The sequence below is a fragment of the Roseburia sp. AF25-13LB genome, from assembly GCF_003478915.1.
GTDB lineage: Bacteria > Bacillota > Clostridia > Lachnospirales > Lachnospiraceae > Roseburia_C > Roseburia_C amylophila.
This window is the reverse complement of sequence record NZ_QUFO01000005.1, coordinates 241,196-262,241: the sequence shown is the minus strand read 5'-3', so window position 1 is coordinate 262,241 and position 21,046 is coordinate 241,196. Positions and strand designations below refer to the sequence as shown.

The window sequence follows — 21,046 nt, the reverse complement described above, 5'->3', positions numbered from 1 at the left end:
CAAGATGCTGGCTCTTTCAAAAATTCCATTCTAATAAATTGCACGACAACTTATCAAAAAATAAGCTCCACATTATGGAAAATGAATATAAAATGTATAAAAGTAGAAAAAGCGAATAATTATAAGGAATTATGCATCAGACACACTTTTGTAAAAAGGGAGTTACTTTATAGTAGGAAGACAGCTTCTTTAACACCTGGGGCTCACATTTTCCAGGTATAATTAAGCCGTCACTATTCCTGATTATTTCCCGTCCGTGTCATTAAAATATCAAGGTAATACATCGTGTCTTTTGTAGTACTCTTACCCATTTTCAGATTCCTGGCTGCCTCGTTTGGCATATAGTTCATCTCTCTTGCTATCTGCCAGATTTTCTCCCGCAATTCTTCGGAAGAGCATTTGTAATCCAGATTATTCAAAACACGGGATACAGTGGCTGTCGAAACGCCTGCTATCGCCGCAATTTTCTTAATCGACATATGAATCCCTCCTGTATCCCGCATTTTTTATGGGGAACCGCAAAAAGCGTATTCCCCGCAGCTTTCTTATTTTTATAACCAGATTTCGTCTTTGAAAATAATCTTACGATAAGTCTCAAAATGTAACCACTTATTGAAGAAGTCGCTGGATGGTTTTTCACCTGCTGCAGCCAAATCGTCTAAGAATGCCTGTGCATCCTGTGCAGATGTAATGGCAACAGCAAATCCTCTTCCGTTGATAACCGGAACATTGTTGTACTGGTATTCTGCCAGCGGTGCAATCTTTTCTACCTTGCGTCCACGAACCTGTACAAAGATTCTTTCTCTTAAGATGACAATATCGAAGTCATCCGGATACTGATAGCTTTCTCCGCTTACCGGGATTTCATCTCCAATGGTATAGGTCTTCTGAACCGGACGTACCTTGGCAATCGTCATGCTCTCAAGGTTATAATAGAACTCTTCGAAAATGTCTCCATTTCCCTTAAGACTTCCATATACGAAAGCTGCTTTTAAATCCTTGCTCTCATCTACGGTAGCATCTTCTACTACACCGCAGGCAGAAGTCATATTGGAAATACGGTCAATCAGAATCAGCTCTCCTAAAGTCTTATGCTTTTTGAATTCATCGATGACAACCGGCTCCTGCAAATCAAGGTCACAGACTGCAATCTCATTTTTCTTAAGCTGTCCTGCCGGAATAAATTCACCGGTATTTACATCAATCTTATACTGAATGTTCTTTAAGATACCGGGAATCTGCTTGGTTCCAAGTTTTACCAGATAATCGGTTCCCGGTGTCAGCTCCTCATCATCCATCCAGAGAATGGTTGCTGTAAAGGATTTGCTGATTGGCAGGTTATTGCCGGATGCAATGACACAGCCTCTGGATACGTCTACTTCTTTATCAAGCTGCAGTGTAACCGGCTGTCCCATAAAGGCACTATGGCTGTCTTTATCTCCTACTAAAATGCTCTTGATATGCGCACGCTCATTGCTTGGCAGGGTAACGATTTCGTCTCCGACTTTTACTTCACCGGATTCAATCTGCCCCTGGAATCCACGGAAAGTATGGTCCGGACGGCACACTCTCTGTACCGGCATATAGAAGCCCTCTTCCTGCTTCTTCTCTGTTACATCTACTTTTTCAAGGTATGGAAGCAATGCCTCTCCCTTGTACCAGCTAATCTTATCAGACTTGGTTGTTACATTATCACCTTCTGTTGCAGAAACCGGAATAATGTAAATGCTCTCTAACTTCAGTTCGTCTGCTAATTCTTTAATCTGTGCTTCGATTTCTTTGAAACGCTCTTCGCTGTAGTCTACCAGATCCATTTTGTTTACTGCAAATACAAAGAACTTGATTCCCATTAATGCACAGATTCTGGCATGTCTTCTGGTCTGTACCAGTACCCCTTGTTTTGCATCAATTAAGATAACTGCAAGGTCTGCAAAGGATGCACCAACCGCCATGTTTCTGGTGTACTCTTCATGACCCGGTGTATCTGCTACGATAAAGCTTCTGTTGTCTGTTGTAAAATAACGGTATGCTACGTCAATGGTAATACCCTGCTCACGCTCTGCCATCAGTCCGTCCAACAGAAGAGAATAGTCAATTGCTCCACCGCGGCTTCCTACTTTGGAATCTAATTCCAGTGCTTTTTCCTGGTCTGTATACAAAAGCTTTGCATCATAAAGAATGTGTCCAATCAAAGTGGACTTTCCGTCATCCACACTACCGCATGTAATAAATTTTAATAATCCACTCATCTTAGAAATACCCCTCTCTCTTTCTTCTTTCCATACTGCCTGCTGCTTCGTTATCAATGACACGGGTGGTTCTCTCGGAAGATACTGCACTTAAAGTCTCATCGATAATTTCATCCAATGTAGTTGCTGTTGACTCTGTTCCTCCGGTCAAAGGATAGCATCCTAAGGTACGGAAACGTACACTCTTGTACTGGATTTTCTCTCCCGGAAGCAGACGCATACGATCATCGTCCACCATGATAATATTTCCATCACGATATACTACCGGACGTACTGCTGCAAAATATAATGGCACAATGTCAATTTTTTCACGTTTGATATACTGCCAGATATCGGTTTCTGTCCAGTTGGAAATCGGGAATACACGAATGCTCTCGCCTTTATTGATTTTGGCGTTGTAAAGTTTCCACATTTCCGGTCTCTGGTTCTTCGGGTCCCAGGCATGATTTTCATTACGGAAGGAGAAAATTCTTTCCTTTGCACGGGATTTTTCCTCGTCTCGTCTGCCACCGCCAAATGCTGCGGTAAATCCATATTTATTCAATGCCTGCTTCAATGCCTGTGTTTTCATGATATCGGTATATGCAGAGCCATGGTCGAATGGGTTAATGCCCTTCTTTACACCATCTTCATTGATATACTCTAACATTTCAATGCCAAGCTTCTTTGCTGTCTCATCACGGAATTGAATCATTTCCTTGAATTTCCATGTGGTATTTACATGCAGGAATGGAAATGGCGGCTTCTCCGGATAAAATGCTTTCATGGCAAGATGCAGCATTACGGAGCTGTCTTTTCCAATGGAGTAAAGCATAACCGGCTTCTCGCACTCTGCGGCTACCTCTCTTATGATGTAAATTGCTTCTGCTTCCAGTTCATCCAAATGTGATAATTCACCCATACTTACCTCTTTCTGCCACCCCGTGGCGATTTATTAATATTGATTCGATTGCTTTCTGTCAATAACGATGGTTTCTACGCTGCCATCTCGTTTCTCTATCTTCCAGTCCAGATATTGTTCCCGGCTTGCTACACTCATCTTACTTCCCATGCCGCCCATATCTGCACCCAAGTAAAGTGCTATGGCATCTACCTTACATTCCTTAATACAGGAGCAACAGCCCCAGCAGTCCTTCGGATACAGCATACATGCCTTTCCGTCAGAACCCATTCCAATCAGTGTTCCCGGACAGACCTGACTGCATCTGCCACATCCCACACATTTACTTTGATTAATAGCTATGCTCATAGGTCTCACCTCGCTTTACTAATTCCCGGAAGAGCACTTGGATTTTTCCATTTTCTTTTCTGGTATTCACATATTTTAACCACTCATCACTCTTATCCGGATAATCTAAGTTTTCTGCAAAACTGTGCCAGCGGGTTTCCTTTCTGGCTCTCAGATGATAAATCAGTGTCTCACAGACCGTCAGCCGGTTCTTAAGCTCATAGACAAACATCAGCTCATGCATATTGGAAGCTCCAAGCTCCTTCGAAAGTTCCTTTAACTTTTCGATTTTCTCTTCTGCCAGATTCAACTGGTTTTCATTAAACTGATAATGATTACTGATTCCGCCTGCATAGGTATCCATTACCTTCTGCATAGCTTCCTCTAACTGTTCCGTATCATATAAGCCGGACTGATTTGTTAAAATCTTATCATACTCTTTTATCTTTTCTTCAAATCTGCTATCACAGAATGCTTTCTCTTCTCCGGTCATTTCATGGCTTGCAGCATTTTCTTCTACAAGGTCTTCTAACATTGCCTTTGCTGCAATCTCGCCCTCTACCATGGCTCCTGTTACATATTTCTGTGGACAGCCTCCTGCCACATCTCCGGCTGCATACAGTCCGTGAATCGTAGATTCTCTTCTGGTGTCAACCCAGTAACCACTGGCGGTATGTCCACCTACCACATACGGCTCGGTTCCTTCGATTTCCACATTCTGCTCACTTGGGTTCTTTCCCTGCTCAATCCATTTTAAGGTCTGGCTCGGTGCCATGTTAAGATAAGCTTTCTTTAATGAATCGTCCTGCTCTGCACTGATTCCTTCTGTCCGAAGATAACATGGACCATGTCCTAATAAATTCTCTTTTACGGTTCCATACACACGCTGTGAAGTGGTAAGTCCGTATTTTGTCTCATATACTTCGCCAAGGGCATTTACCTGTTTTGCTCCCACACCCTGTGCAATGGTTCCGGTCGGTGCGATGGTATCTTTGCAACGCAGTGCAATAAAACGCATTTCAAAAGTGGTCATCTCTGCTCCCGATTCAATTCCCATGGCATAACCGGCTCCGGTATTAAATGGCGGATACCACATCTTATGTCTGGAGAATCCCGGATTGTTCGGCCGGTAAAGACCGGATGCTCCACCGGTTGCACAAAGCACTTTCTTCGCCCGGATTTCTACTGCTGTCTTATTTTCAATGGAAAATCCCACTGCACCATAAATCCTGTTCTCCTTTACCAGATAATCGGTAATTGCCACCCGGTTTAATATGGTAACATTCGGCAGTGCTTCTACTGCAGAAGCAAGTAACGGCTTGATATTCTCACCGTTGATTTTGATATTCCGGTTTCCTCTTGCCACATATTTACCATTCTCATCTTTTAAAATGACAAGACCAAGCTTCTCCATTTTCTCTGTTACACGGTTTAAGCCCTCCGACATGGTAAGAAGTAAATCTTCTCTTACGATGCCGTCTGCATCCTTTTTGGCATAATCCACATAATCTTCCGGCTTTCTGCCCTCTACAATATATGCATTAATGGCATTTACTCCGGCTGCAAGACAGCCGCTTCTTTTGATGTTGGCTTTCTCTGCAATGATAACTTTCGCATCGGACTGTTCTGCAATGGTCAGTGCTGCATAACAGCCTGCGGTTCCACCGCCAATAATTAAAATGTCTGTATCCAATATTTTCCTGTTCTTAATTTCCATAGCAACTTAGATGTAGAATACATCATCCTCCTGCATTTCTTTATTTTCACAGAGATACGTCCGCTCTTTATCCAGCACATATAACCGGTAAATCAAAAGGCTTACCTTCTCTCCGATTTCAAGACTTTCTTTTTCTAATGGCCATTCACAGATTATCTCTATGCCGCCTACGTCTACCGTAACATCCAGACGGTTTCCACGGAATACGATATCCTTTACAATGCCATCCTGGGATGCACTCATATAGCGGTCAATTTTGCCAAATTTATGTATCTTTACAAATTCCGGTCGGATGACTGCTTTCGCTGCGCCCTCGATTTTATCAAATCCATGTAATTCTTCGTAATGTTCCACCAGGGAAGAACGTCCGATGAACTGTGCTACAAACGGAGTATCCGGTGTATTATAAATCTCTGCCGGTGTTCCAATCTGTTCGATGGTTCCGTGATTAGTAATGATAATCTCATCTGCCACCTCAACGGCTTCATCCTGGTCATGGGTTACGAAAATGCTGGTGATTCCAAGCTTTGTAACCACACTGCGAAGCCAGAGTCTTAATTCCGAACGAACTTTGGCATCAATTGCTGCAAACGGTTCATCCAAAAGCAGTACCTGTGGTCTTGGTGCCAGTGCCCTTGCAAAAGCAACTCTCTGCCGCTGTCCGCCGGACAACTGGTTCGGATACCGCTTCTCCATACCGGAAAGTCCGGTAATCTCCAAAAGCTCCATTACCCGCTTCTTAATCTCTTTCTTTGGCACCTTCTGAAGCTCCAGTCCAAATGCCACATTGTCATATACGGTCATATAGCGGAACAATGCGTAGTTCTGAAAAACAAATCCGATGCCTCGTTTGGAAGCCGGTACATCATTGACCCGTTTTCCGTCGATGTAAATATCTCCGGAATTTGGCATTTCCAGTCCTGCAATCATACGAAGCAGTGTTGTCTTTCCACTGCCGGATGGTCCAAGCAATGCCACCAGTTTTCCTTTTTCAATGCCAAAGCTGACATGATCAGAAGCTTTAAAACTGCCATATTGTTTGCATATATCTTTCATTTCAACATACATATCAGTGGCTCTCCCTTCTTGTTTTTGCCCGATATTCCAGAATATTTCGAAGGAATAATATGATAACTGCCAGAATAACCAAAAGCGAGGATACTGCAAATGCTGCAGTAACGGACTGCTCTGTACCCGACATATATAATGCATCGATTTCCAGTGGAAGTGTAAAGGTCTCTCCTCTTGTCTTTGACAGAGCATTGACCGCACCGAACTCTCCCAACGCTCTCGAGGTACAAAGAATGACTCCATAGAGCAATGCCCATTTCATCTGCGGGAAGGTAATCTTAAAAAAGATTTTCAGTCCGCCGGCTCCCATCAGGGCTGCTGCTTCCTCTTCGTCCTTGCCCTGGGCATTTAAAACCGGAATCACTTCCCTTGATACATAAGGGAATGTTACAAATACCGTTGCTAAAATAACGCCCGGAATTGCAAAAGCGATTCTGATATTTGTTCCAAAGAACTGGTTGATTGCCCGGATAAATGGATATGTCCAGCCCAGTCTTCCAAATGTCATCAAAAATGCCAGTCCCACGATAACCGGTGAAATGGAAAACGGAATATCGATTAAGGTTGCCAGCACCTGTTTTCCTCGGAAGGAAAACTTGGTTAAAAGCCAGGAAACACATAATCCAAAGAATGTGTTAATCACCACCGCTGCCACTGTTGCAATCAGAGTTACCTTTAAAGCACTCTTTACATAATCTGTCCGGATGGACTGCATGTAAAAGGCAAATCCTTCTTTTAAGGAACTTGCAATGATGCAGAGCAGCGGAAGAACCAGCATCAGGAACAGGAACAGTACACTGACTGTAATCAGAATATGACGCGTACGTTTTTTTCTTTTTTCCAGTTTTTCAAGCTCATTCATACTTTTCTCCTTCTATAACTGATTCGTGCGTTGCGCCTGCTTCATCTGAATGATATTCACTGCAAATAAAATAAGGAATGATATGATTAACATAACCAGTGCAATTGCTGTTGCAGAGGCATAATCGATATAATTTAATTTCTGCATAATAACATAGGAAATTACCTGTGTATGCTCCTTGGCACTATTGCCGGATATGTAGATAATGCTTCCATACTCTCCTACTCCTCTGGCAAATGCCAGACCAAATCCAGTTAAAATTGCCGGTTTCATCTCAGATAAGATTACCTTGAAAAATGTTTTCGACGGTGTCGCTCCAAGGATATAAGCTGCTTCTTCATACTGTCCATCCAATTTTTCCAATATTGGCTGAACGGAACGCACGACAAATGGAATTCCCACAAATACCAGTGCAATGACCAGTCCCACATGGGTATATGCTGCTTTTATTCCAAGGACTGCTAACGGCTTTCCGATGACTCCGGTGTCAGAATACATCTTTGATAAAGTAATACCTGCAACTGCAGTAGGCAGTGCAAATGGAAGTTCAATAAATCCATCTAAAATCCGTTTTCCCGGAAAATCATACCTGGTCAGCGTCCAGGCTAATATCACACCAAACACCACATTGATACATGCTGCTAAGAAAGAACATCCGATGCTGGTGGCAAATGCATATAATACATTTGACTTGGTCAGAAGTCCGAAAAATTCTGACAGAGATAACTTTAAGGAATATACCATTACGGATGCCAGTGGAATCAGTACAATCAGTGAAAGCATTGTAACTGTAATTCCAAGCGTTAAATGAAATCCCGGTATGACTCTGATTTTTTTATTTTTACGGAATCGTCTTTTCATACTTGCCTCTTCTTCTAGTAGTTATATATCTCATCGAACCAGGCATCATCATCAAAATAATCTTTGTATGCCTGATCCCAGCCACCAAAATCATCAATACTCCAAAGTGTCATCGTCAGATCAAAGGTATCTTCATATTCCTTTAAAATTTCCTGATTGGATGGACGGTAACCATTCTCTGCGGCGAGCCGCTGTGCATCATCTTCATATAAATAAGATAAATATGCTTCTGCCACATCTCTTGTTCCATTGAAATCTACATTATCATCTACCACTGCCACACTGGGCTGTGCTAAGATACTGACCGTCGGAGAAATCAGTTCATATTCTCCCGGATAATTCTTAAGTACTGTCATGGCTTCATTTTCCCATGCAATCAGTACATCGCCTTTTCCATTTTCCACAAAGGTGGTTGTGGAACCTCTTGCTCCGGAATCCATCACGGAAACGTTGGCATAAAGTTCTTTTAAGAATTCCTTTTGTTCTGCCTCACTATAATCCTTTTCCCTTGCATAGCTTAATGCTGCCAGAAAGTTCCAGCATGCACCGCCGCTGCTCTTCGGATCCGGCGTGATTACTTCAACACCCGGTTGAATCAAATCATCCCAGTCTTTGATATTTCTCTCATTTCCCTTTCGTACCAGAAAGACAATGGTTGAAGTATATGGTGCGGATTCATCCGGGAATTGATCCACCCAGCCCTCATTAATCAATCCGGTATCCTCTATCAACGAAATGTCATGTGCCAGTGCCAGTGTCACCACATCCGCATTACAACCTTCCACTACGGAACGTGCCTGCATGCCGGAGCCTCCATGAGACTGGATGACTTCCACTTTTTTTCCGGTTTCTGCTTCATAATGCTGTATGAACATTTTATTATATGCTTCATAAAACTCTCTGGTCGGATCATAGGAAACATTGGTTATGGTAATGACATCACTCTTTTGTCTGCCACATCCACTGAGCAGCAACATCATGACTGCAAGTAAAAGTGCAGTGATGTGGTAACGATATGTAATTTTCTTTCCCTGCTGTTTTCTGCTCTTTTGCATGTCACCCAACATTTCCTTTCTATCTCTTTTCATTGATTTTATAATTCGAATAAAGAGGTGGATAAATACCGCTCTCCGCTGTCCGGCATTAAGATAACAATATTTTTATCTTTATTCTCCGGTCTGCCTGCCAGTTCTTCTGCTGCATGTAAGACTGCACCGGACGAGATTCCAATCAGGAGTCCATCCGTCTTTGCCACTTCTCTTGTGGTATCAAATGCCACATCATTATCTACCGGAATAATCTCATCAACCAGTGACAAATCCATAACCTTTGGAATAAATCCTGCGCCAATTCCCTGTATCTTATGTGGTCCCGGTTCTTTTCCGGAAAGAACGGCGGAAGTTGCAGGTTCTACTGCCACAATCTTAATGTCTGCTTTCTTTGCCTTTAAGCCTCTTGCTGTTCCGGTCAGTGTTCCACCGGTTCCTACAGAAGCTACAAAGATGTCTATCCTGCCATCCGTATCCCGCCAGATTTCCTCTGCGGTAGTAAGCTCATGGATTTTTGGATTGACCGGATTTTCAAACTGTTGCGGAATAAATGCATTTCCATATTCTTCTTTTAACTGGGCTGCCTTCTCAATTGCGCCCCGCATGCCAAGCCGTCCCTGGGTCAGTACCACTTCTGCTCCCAGTGCTGTTACAATCTTTCTTCGCTCAACACTCATGGTATCCGGCATGGTTAAAATCAGATGCAGCTTCTTTGCCGCACATACAAATGCCAGCCCGATTCCGGTATTGCCACTGGTCGGCTCTATAATAACGGTCTTGTCATTAATCAGCCCATCTTTTATTCCCTGTTCTATCATTGCTTCTGCCACACGGTCTTTTACGCTGCCCAATGGATTAAAATACTCAAGCTTTGCTAAAAGGTGTGCCGGAAGATGCTTTGCTTCTTCGTAATTTTTCAGTTCCAGTATTGGTGTATTACCAACTAATTCTGTCAGAGATTGTGCTATTTTCGCCATTTCCTTTTTTCTCCTTCCCTGTAACTATTTACCATAATACCCTATAATTCATATATGGTCAATAGGAAAAGTAAGAAATTTTTTTCAGGACCTCGTTTTTCCGAAAAGTCCTGAATTTTTTTTCTTTTTCTTACTCCGGTAAACGGACGGTATCTCCTACCACAATCACTGCCGGCATTGGAATCTGTTTCTCCTGCACTTCTTTTTCGATGGTAAGAAGTGTTCCATAGGCTGCCCGGCTGCTTCCATCAGAAGTTCCATGAATTACTGCTACCGGTGTCTCTGCCTCTGCACCGCCGTTTTGTAATTCTCTTACAATCTCCGCAAGTCTTGTGTATCCCATCAGAAAGACACAGGTTCCATCCATGGCAGCCATTTTGTGAATCTCATCTTTTAATGATTCCTCATCTCCGGCAAAATGCCCGGTCATTACATGAAAGCTCCGGCTGACCTTCCGCTCCGTCACCGGAATTCCGGCAAGCTCCGGCACTGCAATGCAGGAGGAAATGCCGGGAATTACTTCTGTTTCAATGCCTTCCTCCGTCAGTGCGTCTACTTCTTCATTTCCTCTGCCAAAGACAAATGGGTCACCGCCTTTTAACCTTACAACATGCACACCTTCTCTTGCCTTCTCTATCAGCAGCATATTAATCTCTTCCTGCTTCATGCTGTGTCTGCCACTGCGTTTTCCTACACAGATTTTTTCACAGTTTTCAATGGTAAAATCAAGAAGCCTTGTATCAATTAACGCATCATAAATCAGCACCTGTGCTTTTCTGATTTCCTGCATGCCGCGCAGTGTTATGTATTCATAGGACAGACAACCGGCTCCCACCAGAACTACCTTTCCTGGTGATATTTTTCTATCTGAATATACATCTTTTCCAGATTGCGTCTCCCTATCCGAAGGTGCTCCTTTATCCGAAAGTACATCTTTTGATGTCTTGTTTCGATAATTTTCCAGTAAAATTTCGCATTCAGTTTCTGTCAGGGGACGTCCTTTTCCCATACACACATCTGCCAATTCCATCAGAAAAGCAGCTCTCTTTTTGTCATCTTCGATTGCCATTTTTGCAAAAGGACGAATCTTTTCAAGATAATCCAAGATTTCTTCCATCCGCTCCGGGATGTCTGCGCTTAACCGGGCACGGAACGTGGTTGCTACTCTTGGACTTGCTCCTTCGGTAGAAATGCCGATACTGAGCTTTCCTTCCCGAATCAGTGACGGGAACAGGAATCCACATTTTTCCTTATCATCTACAACATTTACCAGAATATTCCTCTCTTCACAAAGCTTTGCAATCCTTGCATTCAATGTTTCATCCGAGGTTGCCACAATAACAAAATCCATTTTTTCCAGATTTGTAGTTTCAAAATCCCGCTCGGATAAAATAAGTTCCGACGTATCTGCGTTCTTTTTTCTTTTCTCTTTTATTTCTTCGGAAAGTTTCCAGATTCCATCATCAATCTTTGGTGCAACAACCAGAAGCTCTGGTTCATAAGGCAGCAGCTTTCTTACCTTGCGTTCTGCTACAATACCGCCACCGACAATCAGTCCTCTTTTTCCTTTTAGTTCCACAAAAAATGGAAAATATCCCATCCCGCTTCTCCTTTATTGCCTATACTCTGTCACTTAAGTTTCTGCGTCTTAGTTTTCCTGATATAAAATGTCTGCCAGTTCTTTATACGCTTCTCCCCAGCGGGCATTTGGTTTCAGGTTGTAAAGCCGTTTATCCAGTACATAATAGTGATTCTCTTTCACTGCAGTAAGACTGCTCCATACCGGACTGTTAATTAATGTTTCCTGCACATTTTCCAGTGCCGCATCTGTATCGGTTCCCTGTGTAGTCACGAAAATATAATCCGGATCTGCGGTTACGATTGCTTCAAGGCTCAGATTATCCAATAATCCGCTGTCGCTGTCTGCAATATTCACACATCCCAAATCCTTTAACAGCTCACCACCTACGCTGCCTTCACTTCCTTTGGCTTTTACACCACTTGCTGCTGCACGTAAAAATAATACGCTTGGATGGGAATCATCTACCCTTGCCTTGATTTCTTCAATCTGTTTCTGAACCTCAAGTCCGTTTTTCTCATATAAATCTTTTCTTCCGGTAATATCTGTGCAAATGTCTAACATCTGAAGATATGCGTCAAAATCAGATACATCAAAATATGCTACTGTAACGCCTGCTTCTGTCAGCATATTTTCCATCTCCACATTAGAAGTAGTATTGGTGCTTGCAATTACAAGATCCGGCTGTGCGGCAAGCAATGCTTCTGTATTTGGCTCCTGAATACTTCCAAGATTTACCACATCATCTCCTAAGTCAAGGTCTAATGACTCCCAGGAGTCATTGGCTGTTGCCACCAGTTCACCACCGGATAATAACCAGACATCTGCAAAGCTTCCAATCATGGCTGCCACACGGTCATGGGAAGTTACGGTTACATCTCTTCCCAGTGCATCCGTAAAAGTAATCGGATTCTCTTCACTGGCTCCCTCTGTCACATTTTCTGTGCTCTCTATTACCTCAGTCGCAGACTGCTGTTCTGTGCTTAAAGTATCTTTTGCATCCTTATTTCCACATCCTGTCAGTGCTGTAAACATTAATATTACACCAAGACCGAGTGTTGTTAATTTTGTTCTTACGCTTCTGTTCATTTTTTCTTTTCATCCTTTTCCTATTTATTTACTATGAATTGTATTGTACTATATTTTTTTAATTTGTCAAGATAGAAACGGTCTTTCCGTTAAAAGAATAATGGCACAGTCTATCCGCTCCAATACAAGCATAAAGCCTGAAGAAGCTTAATAACAAAAAAGAGACCTCTTCTGTCTTACAGAATTCAGTCTCTCAAAAATCAGTCTCTCGATTCAATCATAATCAATATTCCGTTTTCTAAATCTATCACAGCTTCGTCCGCTACAATTTCATTGCTGACACCCAGTGTATTATCGCTGGTAAATGCTGCATCCTGCAGAGGATATTTCATTCCGGTCAATGTTACTCCGGTTACTTCTGTTGTAAGAGGAAGTAAGGATACATACTTTCCGAACTGCTGACTCTTTTGAAGAACCGCGCGCTCTTTCAACAGACGAATCCGGTTATGGGAATCTATGAGAAAACACGGAATATCTTTTGCCAGCGGCTGCATCAGAAGCTGTATATTGCCTAACACATGGTCAAGCCTTGTACCGGTGCCACCTAATATATGGATTTCGCTGCTGTTTCGCTCCATAGCTTTTCCGATGGCAATTTCAGAATCGGTATAATCCTTCTCCGGCTGATACTGGTGCCACTCAATGCCGCTTTGCCGTCGAAATGCTTCCAATATGGTTTTGTCTGCCGAATCATAATCTCCTAATATGACATCCGGTTTTATCTGATTGCGGTAACAGAATTCCATGCCACGGTCTGCTGCTAAGATACAATCCGGTTTTACCCGCTCTATATAACTTAATGCAAATGCATCCTCTATGGTTCCGCCATTGATAATCAATGTTTTCATCTTATTTACCACCATTAATGAGATTTAAGAAACATCTGGTGTTCTCTTCCGCATCTCCGCCAAAAACTGCGCTTCCGGCAACAATAATATTTGCTCCTGCATCCATCAATGTTTCAACATTGGAAAGGTTTACGCCGCCATCTACTTCAATATCAATCTTTAACTGACGCTCCTGCACCATTTTCTTTAACTGACGCACTTTATCGATAGTATAAGGAATCAGCTTCTGTCCGCCAAAGCCCGGATTTACTGTCATGATTAATACCATATCCACTTTTTCTAAAATATGTTCAATGGCAGTTAATGGTGTAGCAGGATTTAATGCTACTCCTGCAATGATGCCACGTTCCTTAATAGCTTCAATGGTCCGGTCTAAATGCTTACAGCTTTCTGCATGCACCGTAATCAAATCGGCTCCACAGTCTACCAGCTCATCAATATAACGGATTGGCTCATCAATCATCAGATGAACATCAAATATTTTATCGGTGCATTTTCGAATGGAGCGGATTACCGGCATTCCAAAAGAAATGCTTGGCACAAAGCTTCCATCCATTACATCGATATGAATGTACTGCGCCCCGGCTTCATCTACCGTCTTAATCTCTTCTCCTAATTTACTAAAATCTGCTGATAAAATAGATGGGGATAAACAATTCATCGTCTGATTCCTTTCTGTATCTGATATTTCTTTCGTATCTTATTTGGCTGTACTTTATTTTCGATATCCTATTTTCTATCTCTTTCGATACTCTAATTATTTAATACTTCTTTCTGTCCTTTAATTCTCCATAAAGCTGGCAGTAATTCTCATAACGCACCGGATGAATCTTTCCTTCTGATAAAGCTTCTTTGACTCCGCAGTCCGGCTCACTGATATGGGAACAGCCCTGAAATCTGCAATACGGTTCAAAGGCTGCAAACTCCGGATAACAATCCTGCAATTCTTCCTTCTCCATTTCCGGAAGATAAAGAGAACTAAATCCCGGTGTATCCATGATATAACCATCGCCCTTAAGCTGAATCAGTTCTGCATGTCTTGTGGTATGCCGGCCGCGCTCTATCTTCTTACTGATTTCACCGGTTTCCATACAGGCTTCCGGTGCTAAAAGATTAATAAGTGAAGATTTTCCCACTCCGGAAGGTCCTGCTACCGTTGTAGTCTTTCCTTCTAATATTTTCTGAAGTTCTTTCAGTCCCAGTTCCTTTTTTGCACTGACAAAGAGTATCTTGCAGCCGCTTGCTTCATAAATAGATGCAATCTCCTGCTGCTGTTCTTCAGTAATCAAATCACACTTATTAAAACAAAGGATTACCGGAACATCCTGCCGTCCCATCATCACCAGAAAGCGGTCTAAAAGATTAAAATTCGGATTGGGACTTGCCGCCGCAAAAATCAAAAGAGCCTGGTCTACATTGGCAACTGCCGGACGAATCAGTGCATTTTTTCTAGGAAGAATTGCTGCGACATTTCCGGTCTTCTTTTCTTCTGAAATAATATCAATCTCTACATCATCTCCCACCAGCGGTTTCATCTTCTGCTGGCGGAATATTCCTTTTGCCTTACATTCATAAATTCCGGATTCCACTACATGAACGTAGTAGAATCCGGAAATTCCTTTGACTATTTTTCCCTGCATGTGCATCCTTATTTTTCAGTAAAGTTTACAGAGGTCGATACCACATTGGTTCCTGTTGTACCATCTTCGTTGGTATATGTCCAGTCAACCTCAAGGGTACCGCTGCTCATATTTTTAATATTATCTACATTCACAGAACCAGGTGTTGTTCCCTCGAAGGTTGTTGTCCAGAGGGTACTTCCATCAGAACCTTTCAGTGTAACGGTTCCGCCGGTATAATTCTTGCCATCCTGCGGTACTGCTAATGTATCACTCTTATAAGAATAGTATGTGGTCTTCTTGCCTAAACTGATGGTCAGGGTAACGGTTGTTCCACGGTCAACAAATTTGCCATTTACCGGATCCTGACTGATAACAAGGCCTTCTGCCACATCATCACTGTAATCGGTCTTGGTTGTAACATTTAAGCCTGCACCGGTTAATTCATTTTTCGCATCAGTTTCTGAGTGTCCTCTGACATCCGGTACCTGTACGCTTTCAATACCACGGCTCAAAATCAGGGTAATGGTATCACCCTTCTTCGCATTGGTTCCGATATCCGGTGTAGTCTTGATAACATAATCCTGCTGTACGGTATCGCTGTAATCATAATCCGTGCTTACCTTAAAGCCCATATCCTCTAATTTTTTCTGTGCTTCCGAAGACTTATAACCGGCTACGTCAGGAATCGGAACATCTCCTGCTCCGCTGCTGATACGGACAGTAACGGTATCGCCAGCCTTTACAGATTCACCCTTCTTCACACTCTGCTCGGCAATCTGTCCTTCCTCATAATCATCAGAGGAAATCTCCTCGCCTTCTTCTAACTTGATATCAAGCTTCTTATCTTTGATTTCATTCTGTGCTTCTTCAAAAGTAAGACCACGCAAATCAATCATTTCGATTTTATCTTCGGTGTCTGTTTCGGTTTCTGTTGCAATCTCTGTCTCGGTATCATTTTTCTTGTTGCCGCCAAATCGGAAAATTCCAAGGATATTACCAACCAGGCAAATGACGATTCCTACGATGATAACTGCAGCGACAATTCCCATAATAGTAACTGCTTTTTCCATCTTCGGATTGAGAATTCCATTCTCCTTCTCCTCATCCTCTGTTAATTCATCCTCATCCGGTTCTTCTTCCTCTCCTGCTTCTTCCTCTTCATCATAGGAAACTTTTCCGGAGCCTTCCCGGATCTGCTCTAATTCATCCTGTCCGATGACTCTTGTCTTATCATTGCTGCCAAGTGGAACCATGGTAACAAAATCTTCATTCGGACTAATCAGACATTTCTTTAAATCAATCAACAGTTCGCCCATATTCTCATAACGGCGGTCCGGGTTCTTCTGTGTACATTTTAAAATAATCTTCTCCAAGCTGATTGGAAGGTCCGGTGTATACGCGGTTGGTGGAACCATTTCTTCCTGTAAATGCTGGATTGCTACTGCAACGGTAGTATCTCCATCAAAAGGAACTCTTCCGGTTACCATTTCATACATGACAATTCCAAGAGAATAAATATCACTCTTGCCATCTACGAAACCGTTTCTTGCCTGCTCCGGAGAAGAATAATGTACGGAACCCATAACATCAGAATTAATGGTGTTGGAAGTTGCTGCACGGGCAATTCCAAAATCGGTTACCTTTACTTTTCCTTCTGTGGAAATAATAATATTCTGTGGCTTGATATCACGGTGCACAATATTCTTATTGTGTGCAGCCTCAATACCTCTGCCTACCTGAATGGCAATGCTGACTGCTTCTTTGTAAGTCAGTTTGCCTTTCTTCTCAATATATGTCTTTAATGTGATTCCATCCACATACTCCATGACAATATAATGCATGCCGTTTTCACTTCCGACATCATAGATATTTACGATGTTTGGATGCTCTAAGCCTGCTGCTGACTGTGCCTCTGTACGGAACTTTGTCACAAAATTAACATCTTCACTGAATTCCTGCTTTAAAACTTTAATTGCCACAAAACGTCCTAAGACATGATCCTTTGCCTTATAAACATCAGACATTCCGCCTGCGCCTATTTTTCCAATAATTTCATAACGTTCTGCGATAAACATTCCCTCTGTTAACATATCTTCACCTCATCCGAAAATGGTTTTATTACAATTACTGTAATGTTGTCTTTACCGCCATTTTCATTGGCAGTCTTTACCAGTCTTTCTGCTTGTTCTGCAATATCACGCTGACTGAGCATAATATTTCTGATATCTGCATCCTCTACCATGTTGGTTAATCCATCGGTACACATAAGTATTTCATCTTCCGGATCCAGATTAATCTCAAAGAAATCCACATCCACTTCCGGGACTGCTCCGATTGCCCTTGTAATAATGTTTTTATCACGGTGATTCCGGGCTGTTTCTTTGTCCATCTCACCCATCCGCACCATTTCTTCTACCAGCGAATGGTCTTTCGTAATCTGCCTGATTTCCTGATTTACTACATATAGTCTGCTATCTCCCACATTGGCAACCGTAAGCACGTTGTCATGAATAGTACAAATTACCAGAGTAGTTCCCATTCCCTTCATTTCCTCATGGTTATTCGCTTCCTCTAACAGCATGGTATTTGCCTGCTTTACTGCAGACGCAATAATTGCAGCCGGCTCTGACAATGTCGACTCACGAATCAGCTTCTCCAATGTCTCTACCGTATATCTGGAAGCATAATCTCCTGCTTTATGTCCTCCCATTCCATCTGCAACAATGAAAAGATTTGGCAGATTACCAATCGGCTGCTCAGAGGAAAAGACATAGTCCTGATTGGAGCTGCGCTTTTGTCCGATATCTGTAATTGAAAAAGTCTTCATGATAGTCCACCTACCTTTCTAAAAATTTCTTTCTTAACTGTCCACAGGCACCATCAATATCTCTGCCCATTTCCCTTCTAATAGTAACATTAATTCCGTTTTTTTCAAGTTTATTTTTAAATTTGAGGATTTCCTCATGGTCTGACTGCACATAATCCCGCTCTTTAATGGGATTTACCGGAATCAGATTAATGTGGCAGTTCATGCCGGAAACCAGCTTAACCAGCCGCTCTGCATCCTCATCCGTATCATTGACGCCGCCCACCAGACTGTACTCAAAAGTGAGTCTTCGTCCTGTCTTGTCAAAATAATATCTGCAGGCATCTAAGACCTCGGAAAGCTCATAACTGTTGGCAACCGGCATCAGCTCTTTCCTCTTTTCCTGTGAGGATGCATGCAGGGAAAGTGCCAGTGTAATCTGAAGTTTCAAATCAGCGAGCTGCTTCATCTGTGGCACCAGTCCACAGGTAGATACCGTAAGATTTCTCTGGCTGATATGAAGTCCATGCTCGTCTGTCAGCAGTTCAATGAATTTTACAATATTATCATAATTATCCATAGGTTCTCCGCTTCCCATGACTACCACATTGGAAATACGTTCTCCGATGCTCTCCTGAATCCGGTATATCTGCTCTAAGATTTCCGATGGTGTCAGATTACGCACCAGTCCGTCCAGTGTGGATGCACAGAACCGGCAGCCCATACGGCAGCCCACCTGGGAAGAAACACATACGGAATTGCCATGCTTATATTTCATCAGCACACTTTCTATCATATTCCCATCTGCCAATGCAAATAAGTACTTTCTCGTTCCGTCAATCTTCGAAATCTGTACCAGTTCTTCTTCTAATACTATAAGGTCTGCTTTCTCTTTTAATGTCTCCCTTAAATTCTTCGAAAGATTTGTCATTTCATCAAAGGAGGTGACATGATGGATGTGCATCCATTCATATATCTGCTTTGCCCGGAATTTCTTCTCTCCCAGAGACAAAAGAAATTCTTCTAATTCTTTTAAATTTAAGGATTTTACATCAACTTTTTCTATCATACATTATTTTTCCTTAATCTGGCAATGAAAAATCCATCACTGCCTAATTCATCCGGCAGAATCTGTTCCATGCTTTCTAATTCAAATTCTTTATGATTTGCCATAAACCATGCAACATTTTCTTCATTCTCTCCCACATCAATGGTGCAGGTACTGTAAATCATTCTGCCGCCCGGCTTCACATACTGATGTACCGTGGATAAAATCTCACGCTGTAATGCTATCAGTGATTTTATATCTTCCGGCTTCATCCGGTATTTGATATCCGGTTTTTTCCGGAGCACGCCCAGTCCGGAACATGGTAAATCGGCAATGACTATATCTGCTTTGCCGATACTGCCTTTATCTGATACACGGGCATCCCACTGTTCGGCTGTCATATTGGTCACCTGATGACGTTTGATATTCTCTTCTATCAAAGAGACTTTATACTCATTGACATCCCTGGTGATAACCCTGCCACTGCCGGAAAGCAGCTGTGCAATATGTATACTCTTTCCACCGGGTGCTCCGCACACATCAATGACAGTATCATTTGCTTTTACCTCTGCCGCCTCAGCCACCTTCATGGAGCTTAAATCCTGCACATAAAAAAGTCCTTCCGCAAATTCCGGAATGCTGCCAAGATAATCCACACCTCTTACATGCAATGCATAAGGAAGTTTTTCATCTATGTTCACTTCCATGCCACGATTTTTCAAGCGCTCCACCAAGCTTTCTGGTGTAATCTTTGTAATATTACACCTTATGGTCAGTGGTTCTTCTTTCAAAAATGCTTCTGCTATCTTTTCAATCCGTTCTAAGGAATAATTTTTCTCCCAGAGTGTAATCATCCATTCCGGGATGGAACAGGTTACGGATAAATACTGTTTATAAGCTTTTTCCTTATCCGGGTATATAATCTTATCAAGATTTCTTCCGATATTCCGAAGCACTCCATTGACAAATCCTGAAAGCTTTCCAAAGCCTTTTTTCTTTGCAAGCTTTACTGCTTCGTTGCAGGAAGCCGATACCGGAACACTGTCCATATATTTCATTTCGTAGACGGCACTCCGGATAATACAACGGATTACCGGCTTCATTTTATTCACCTTCACACTGGAAAACTGATTGATAATATAATCAAGCTCCAGCATGCGCTCCAGAGTACCCTCGCTGACTCTGGTAATAAAGCTGCGCTCCTGTTTCTCAAGATACTGATATTTGGTCAGTACATCAGAAATCGCCACATGGCTGTATATGCCATCCTTTGTTACCGCCAGCAAAATTGCAAGCACCAGTTCCCGGCTGTTCACCGAATCAGTCATCCCGTCGTCCTCCAAATAATAAAATCAGACGCAGTAACTGAAGAATCGCTGAAGCTGCTCCCGCTACATAGGTTAACGCTGCAGCTCCTAAAACTTTTCTCGTATAGCCCAGTTCCTGTTCTCCTAAGATTCCTGTCTCTCCAAGGATTCTTACTGCTCTTCTCGATGCATTAAATTCTACCGGAAGTGTTACAATCTGAAATAATACTGCCAGTGAAAAGCAGATGATTCCTGCTGTAATCAATGCCTGACCACTGCGGCTGCTGATAAATAATCCAATCAGGATCAGCGGCCATGCCAGTGTAGAACCGATATTGGCTACCGGAACAATGGCACCACGAATGGTAAGCGGTGCATAATTCTTCTGATGCTGGATAGCATGTCCACACTCATGGGCTGCTACACCAACCGCCGCAACAGATGTCGAACCATAGACACTGTCTGAAAGACTTAAAGTCTTATTTCTCGGGTCATAATGGTCGGTAAGGTTTCCGGAAATATGGCGGATTTCCACATCATAAATGCCTGCTGCATTTAAGATTCTCTGTGCCGCCTGTGCCCCTGTCATTCCGGACATACTGCGGTATTTTGAATATTTTTTAAACGTATTGTTTACATGGGCAGATGCCAGAAGACAGATTACTGCACCAATAATTACCAAGAAATAAGTCGGGTCCCACCAATAATAATATGGCATATGAATTCCTCCTTT

Annotated in this window: 21 protein-coding genes; 1 reads left to right on the top strand and 20 read right to left on the bottom strand. The window is 42.4% G+C overall.

Going from position 1 to position 21,046, the window contains the following annotated elements; all coding sequences use genetic code 11:
• On the top strand, window positions 1-222 hold a 222-nt coding region (locus tag DWY37_RS16035), incomplete at its 5' end, for a hypothetical protein (RefSeq protein WP_207663677.1).
• An 11-nt stretch (window positions 223-233) separates the two neighbouring features.
• Here the strand turns inward: DWY37_RS16035 and DWY37_RS09665 are convergent.
• The 20 genes from DWY37_RS09665 to DWY37_RS09570 form a co-directional block, all read right to left on the bottom strand.
• Window positions 234-479 carry a LacI family DNA-binding transcriptional regulator gene (locus DWY37_RS09665; RefSeq protein WP_242986179.1) on the bottom strand — a complete coding sequence of 82 codons (246 nt, stop codon included), beginning with the start codon at window positions 477-479 and terminating at the stop codon, window positions 234-236.
• A 72-nt stretch (window positions 480-551) separates the two neighbouring features.
• On the bottom strand, window positions 552-2,249 hold the full coding sequence (locus DWY37_RS09660; RefSeq protein WP_118544482.1) for a sulfate adenylyltransferase subunit 1: 1,698 nt from the start codon (window positions 2,247-2,249) through the stop codon (window positions 552-554).
• A 1-nt stretch (window position 2,250) separates the two neighbouring features.
• Window positions 2,251-3,150, bottom strand: coding sequence for a sulfate adenylyltransferase subunit CysD (cysD, locus tag DWY37_RS09655; protein WP_117698502.1), 900 nt, complete (start codon window positions 3,148-3,150; stop codon window positions 2,251-2,253).
• Window positions 3,151-3,183: 33 nt separating this feature from the next.
• Window positions 3,184-3,498: a 4Fe-4S dicluster domain-containing protein gene (locus DWY37_RS09650; RefSeq protein ID WP_117698501.1), complete on the bottom strand. Its 315-nt coding sequence runs from the start codon at window positions 3,496-3,498 to the stop codon at window positions 3,184-3,186.
• Complete coding sequence (locus DWY37_RS09645) at window positions 3,482-5,194, bottom strand: adenylyl-sulfate reductase subunit alpha (RefSeq protein ID WP_117698500.1); 1,713 nt, start codon at window positions 5,192-5,194, stop codon at window positions 3,482-3,484. The genes DWY37_RS09650 and DWY37_RS09645 overlap by 17 nt, the downstream gene beginning before the upstream one ends.
• 6 nt (window positions 5,195-5,200) lie before the next feature.
• Entirely contained in the window at window positions 5,201-6,262 is a 1,062-nt protein-coding gene (locus DWY37_RS09640) for an ABC transporter ATP-binding protein (RefSeq protein WP_117698499.1), read from the bottom strand.
• 1 nt (window position 6,263) lies between these two features.
• Entirely contained in the window at window positions 6,264-7,127 is an 864-nt protein-coding gene (locus DWY37_RS09635; protein WP_117698498.1) for a sulfate ABC transporter permease, read from the bottom strand.
• A 12-nt stretch (window positions 7,128-7,139) separates the two neighbouring features.
• Window positions 7,140-7,988, bottom strand: a complete 849-nt coding sequence (cysT, locus tag DWY37_RS09630; RefSeq protein ID WP_117698497.1) for a sulfate ABC transporter permease subunit CysT — start codon at window positions 7,986-7,988, stop codon at window positions 7,140-7,142.
• 14 nt (window positions 7,989-8,002) lie between these two features.
• A complete protein-coding gene (locus DWY37_RS09625) occupies window positions 8,003-8,968 on the bottom strand; it encodes a sulfate ABC transporter substrate-binding protein (RefSeq protein ID WP_242986180.1) in 966 nt (321 codons plus the stop codon).
• A 113-nt stretch (window positions 8,969-9,081) separates the two neighbouring features.
• A complete protein-coding gene (gene cysK / locus DWY37_RS09620; protein ID WP_117698496.1) occupies window positions 9,082-10,014 on the bottom strand; it encodes a cysteine synthase A in 933 nt (310 codons plus the stop codon).
• A gap of 130 nt (window positions 10,015-10,144) precedes the next feature.
• Window positions 10,145-11,614 carry a uroporphyrinogen-III C-methyltransferase gene (cobA, locus tag DWY37_RS09615; protein ID WP_117698495.1) on the bottom strand — a complete coding sequence of 490 codons (1,470 nt, stop codon included), beginning with the start codon at window positions 11,612-11,614 and terminating at the stop codon, window positions 10,145-10,147.
• Between the two features lie 48 nt (window positions 11,615-11,662).
• On the bottom strand, window positions 11,663-12,682 hold the full coding sequence (locus DWY37_RS09610; protein ID WP_117698494.1) for an ABC transporter substrate-binding protein: 1,020 nt from the start codon (window positions 12,680-12,682) through the stop codon (window positions 11,663-11,665).
• 200 nt (window positions 12,683-12,882) lie between these two features.
• The gene (locus tag DWY37_RS09605) at window positions 12,883-13,530 is read right to left on the bottom strand and encodes a thiamine diphosphokinase (RefSeq protein WP_117698504.1); all 648 of its coding nucleotides are present in this window, start codon (window positions 13,528-13,530) and stop codon (window positions 12,883-12,885) included.
• A gap of 1 nt (window position 13,531) precedes the next feature.
• Window positions 13,532-14,191 (bottom strand): ribulose-phosphate 3-epimerase, encoded by a 660-nt coding sequence (gene rpe / locus DWY37_RS09600; protein WP_117698493.1) that lies wholly within the window; start codon window positions 14,189-14,191, stop codon window positions 13,532-13,534.
• Between the two features lie 100 nt (window positions 14,192-14,291).
• Window positions 14,292-15,170 carry a ribosome small subunit-dependent GTPase A gene (rsgA, locus tag DWY37_RS09595; RefSeq protein ID WP_117698492.1) on the bottom strand — a complete coding sequence of 293 codons (879 nt, stop codon included), beginning with the start codon at window positions 15,168-15,170 and terminating at the stop codon, window positions 14,292-14,294.
• 8 nt (window positions 15,171-15,178) lie between these two features.
• Entirely contained in the window at window positions 15,179-17,242 is a 2,064-nt protein-coding gene (gene pknB, locus DWY37_RS09590) for a Stk1 family PASTA domain-containing Ser/Thr kinase (protein ID WP_117698491.1), read from the bottom strand.
• Window positions 17,236-17,979 carry a Stp1/IreP family PP2C-type Ser/Thr phosphatase gene (locus tag DWY37_RS09585; protein ID WP_117698490.1) on the bottom strand — a complete coding sequence of 248 codons (744 nt, stop codon included), beginning with the start codon at window positions 17,977-17,979 and terminating at the stop codon, window positions 17,236-17,238. Before DWY37_RS09585 ends, pknB begins: the two co-directional genes overlap by 7 nt.
• A 10-nt stretch (window positions 17,980-17,989) precedes the next feature.
• Window positions 17,990-19,027, bottom strand: a complete 1,038-nt coding sequence (gene rlmN, locus DWY37_RS09580) for a 23S rRNA (adenine(2503)-C(2))-methyltransferase RlmN (RefSeq protein ID WP_117698489.1) — start codon at window positions 19,025-19,027, stop codon at window positions 17,990-17,992.
• Window positions 19,024-20,334, bottom strand: a complete 1,311-nt coding sequence (gene rsmB, locus DWY37_RS09575) for a 16S rRNA (cytosine(967)-C(5))-methyltransferase RsmB (protein ID WP_118544483.1) — start codon at window positions 20,332-20,334, stop codon at window positions 19,024-19,026. Before rsmB ends, rlmN begins: the two co-directional genes overlap by 4 nt.
• A complete protein-coding gene (locus DWY37_RS09570) occupies window positions 20,327-21,031 on the bottom strand; it encodes a zinc metallopeptidase (protein ID WP_118172710.1) in 705 nt (234 codons plus the stop codon). The genes rsmB and DWY37_RS09570 overlap by 8 nt, the downstream gene beginning before the upstream one ends.
• Between the last annotated feature and the right edge of the window lie 15 nt (window positions 21,032-21,046).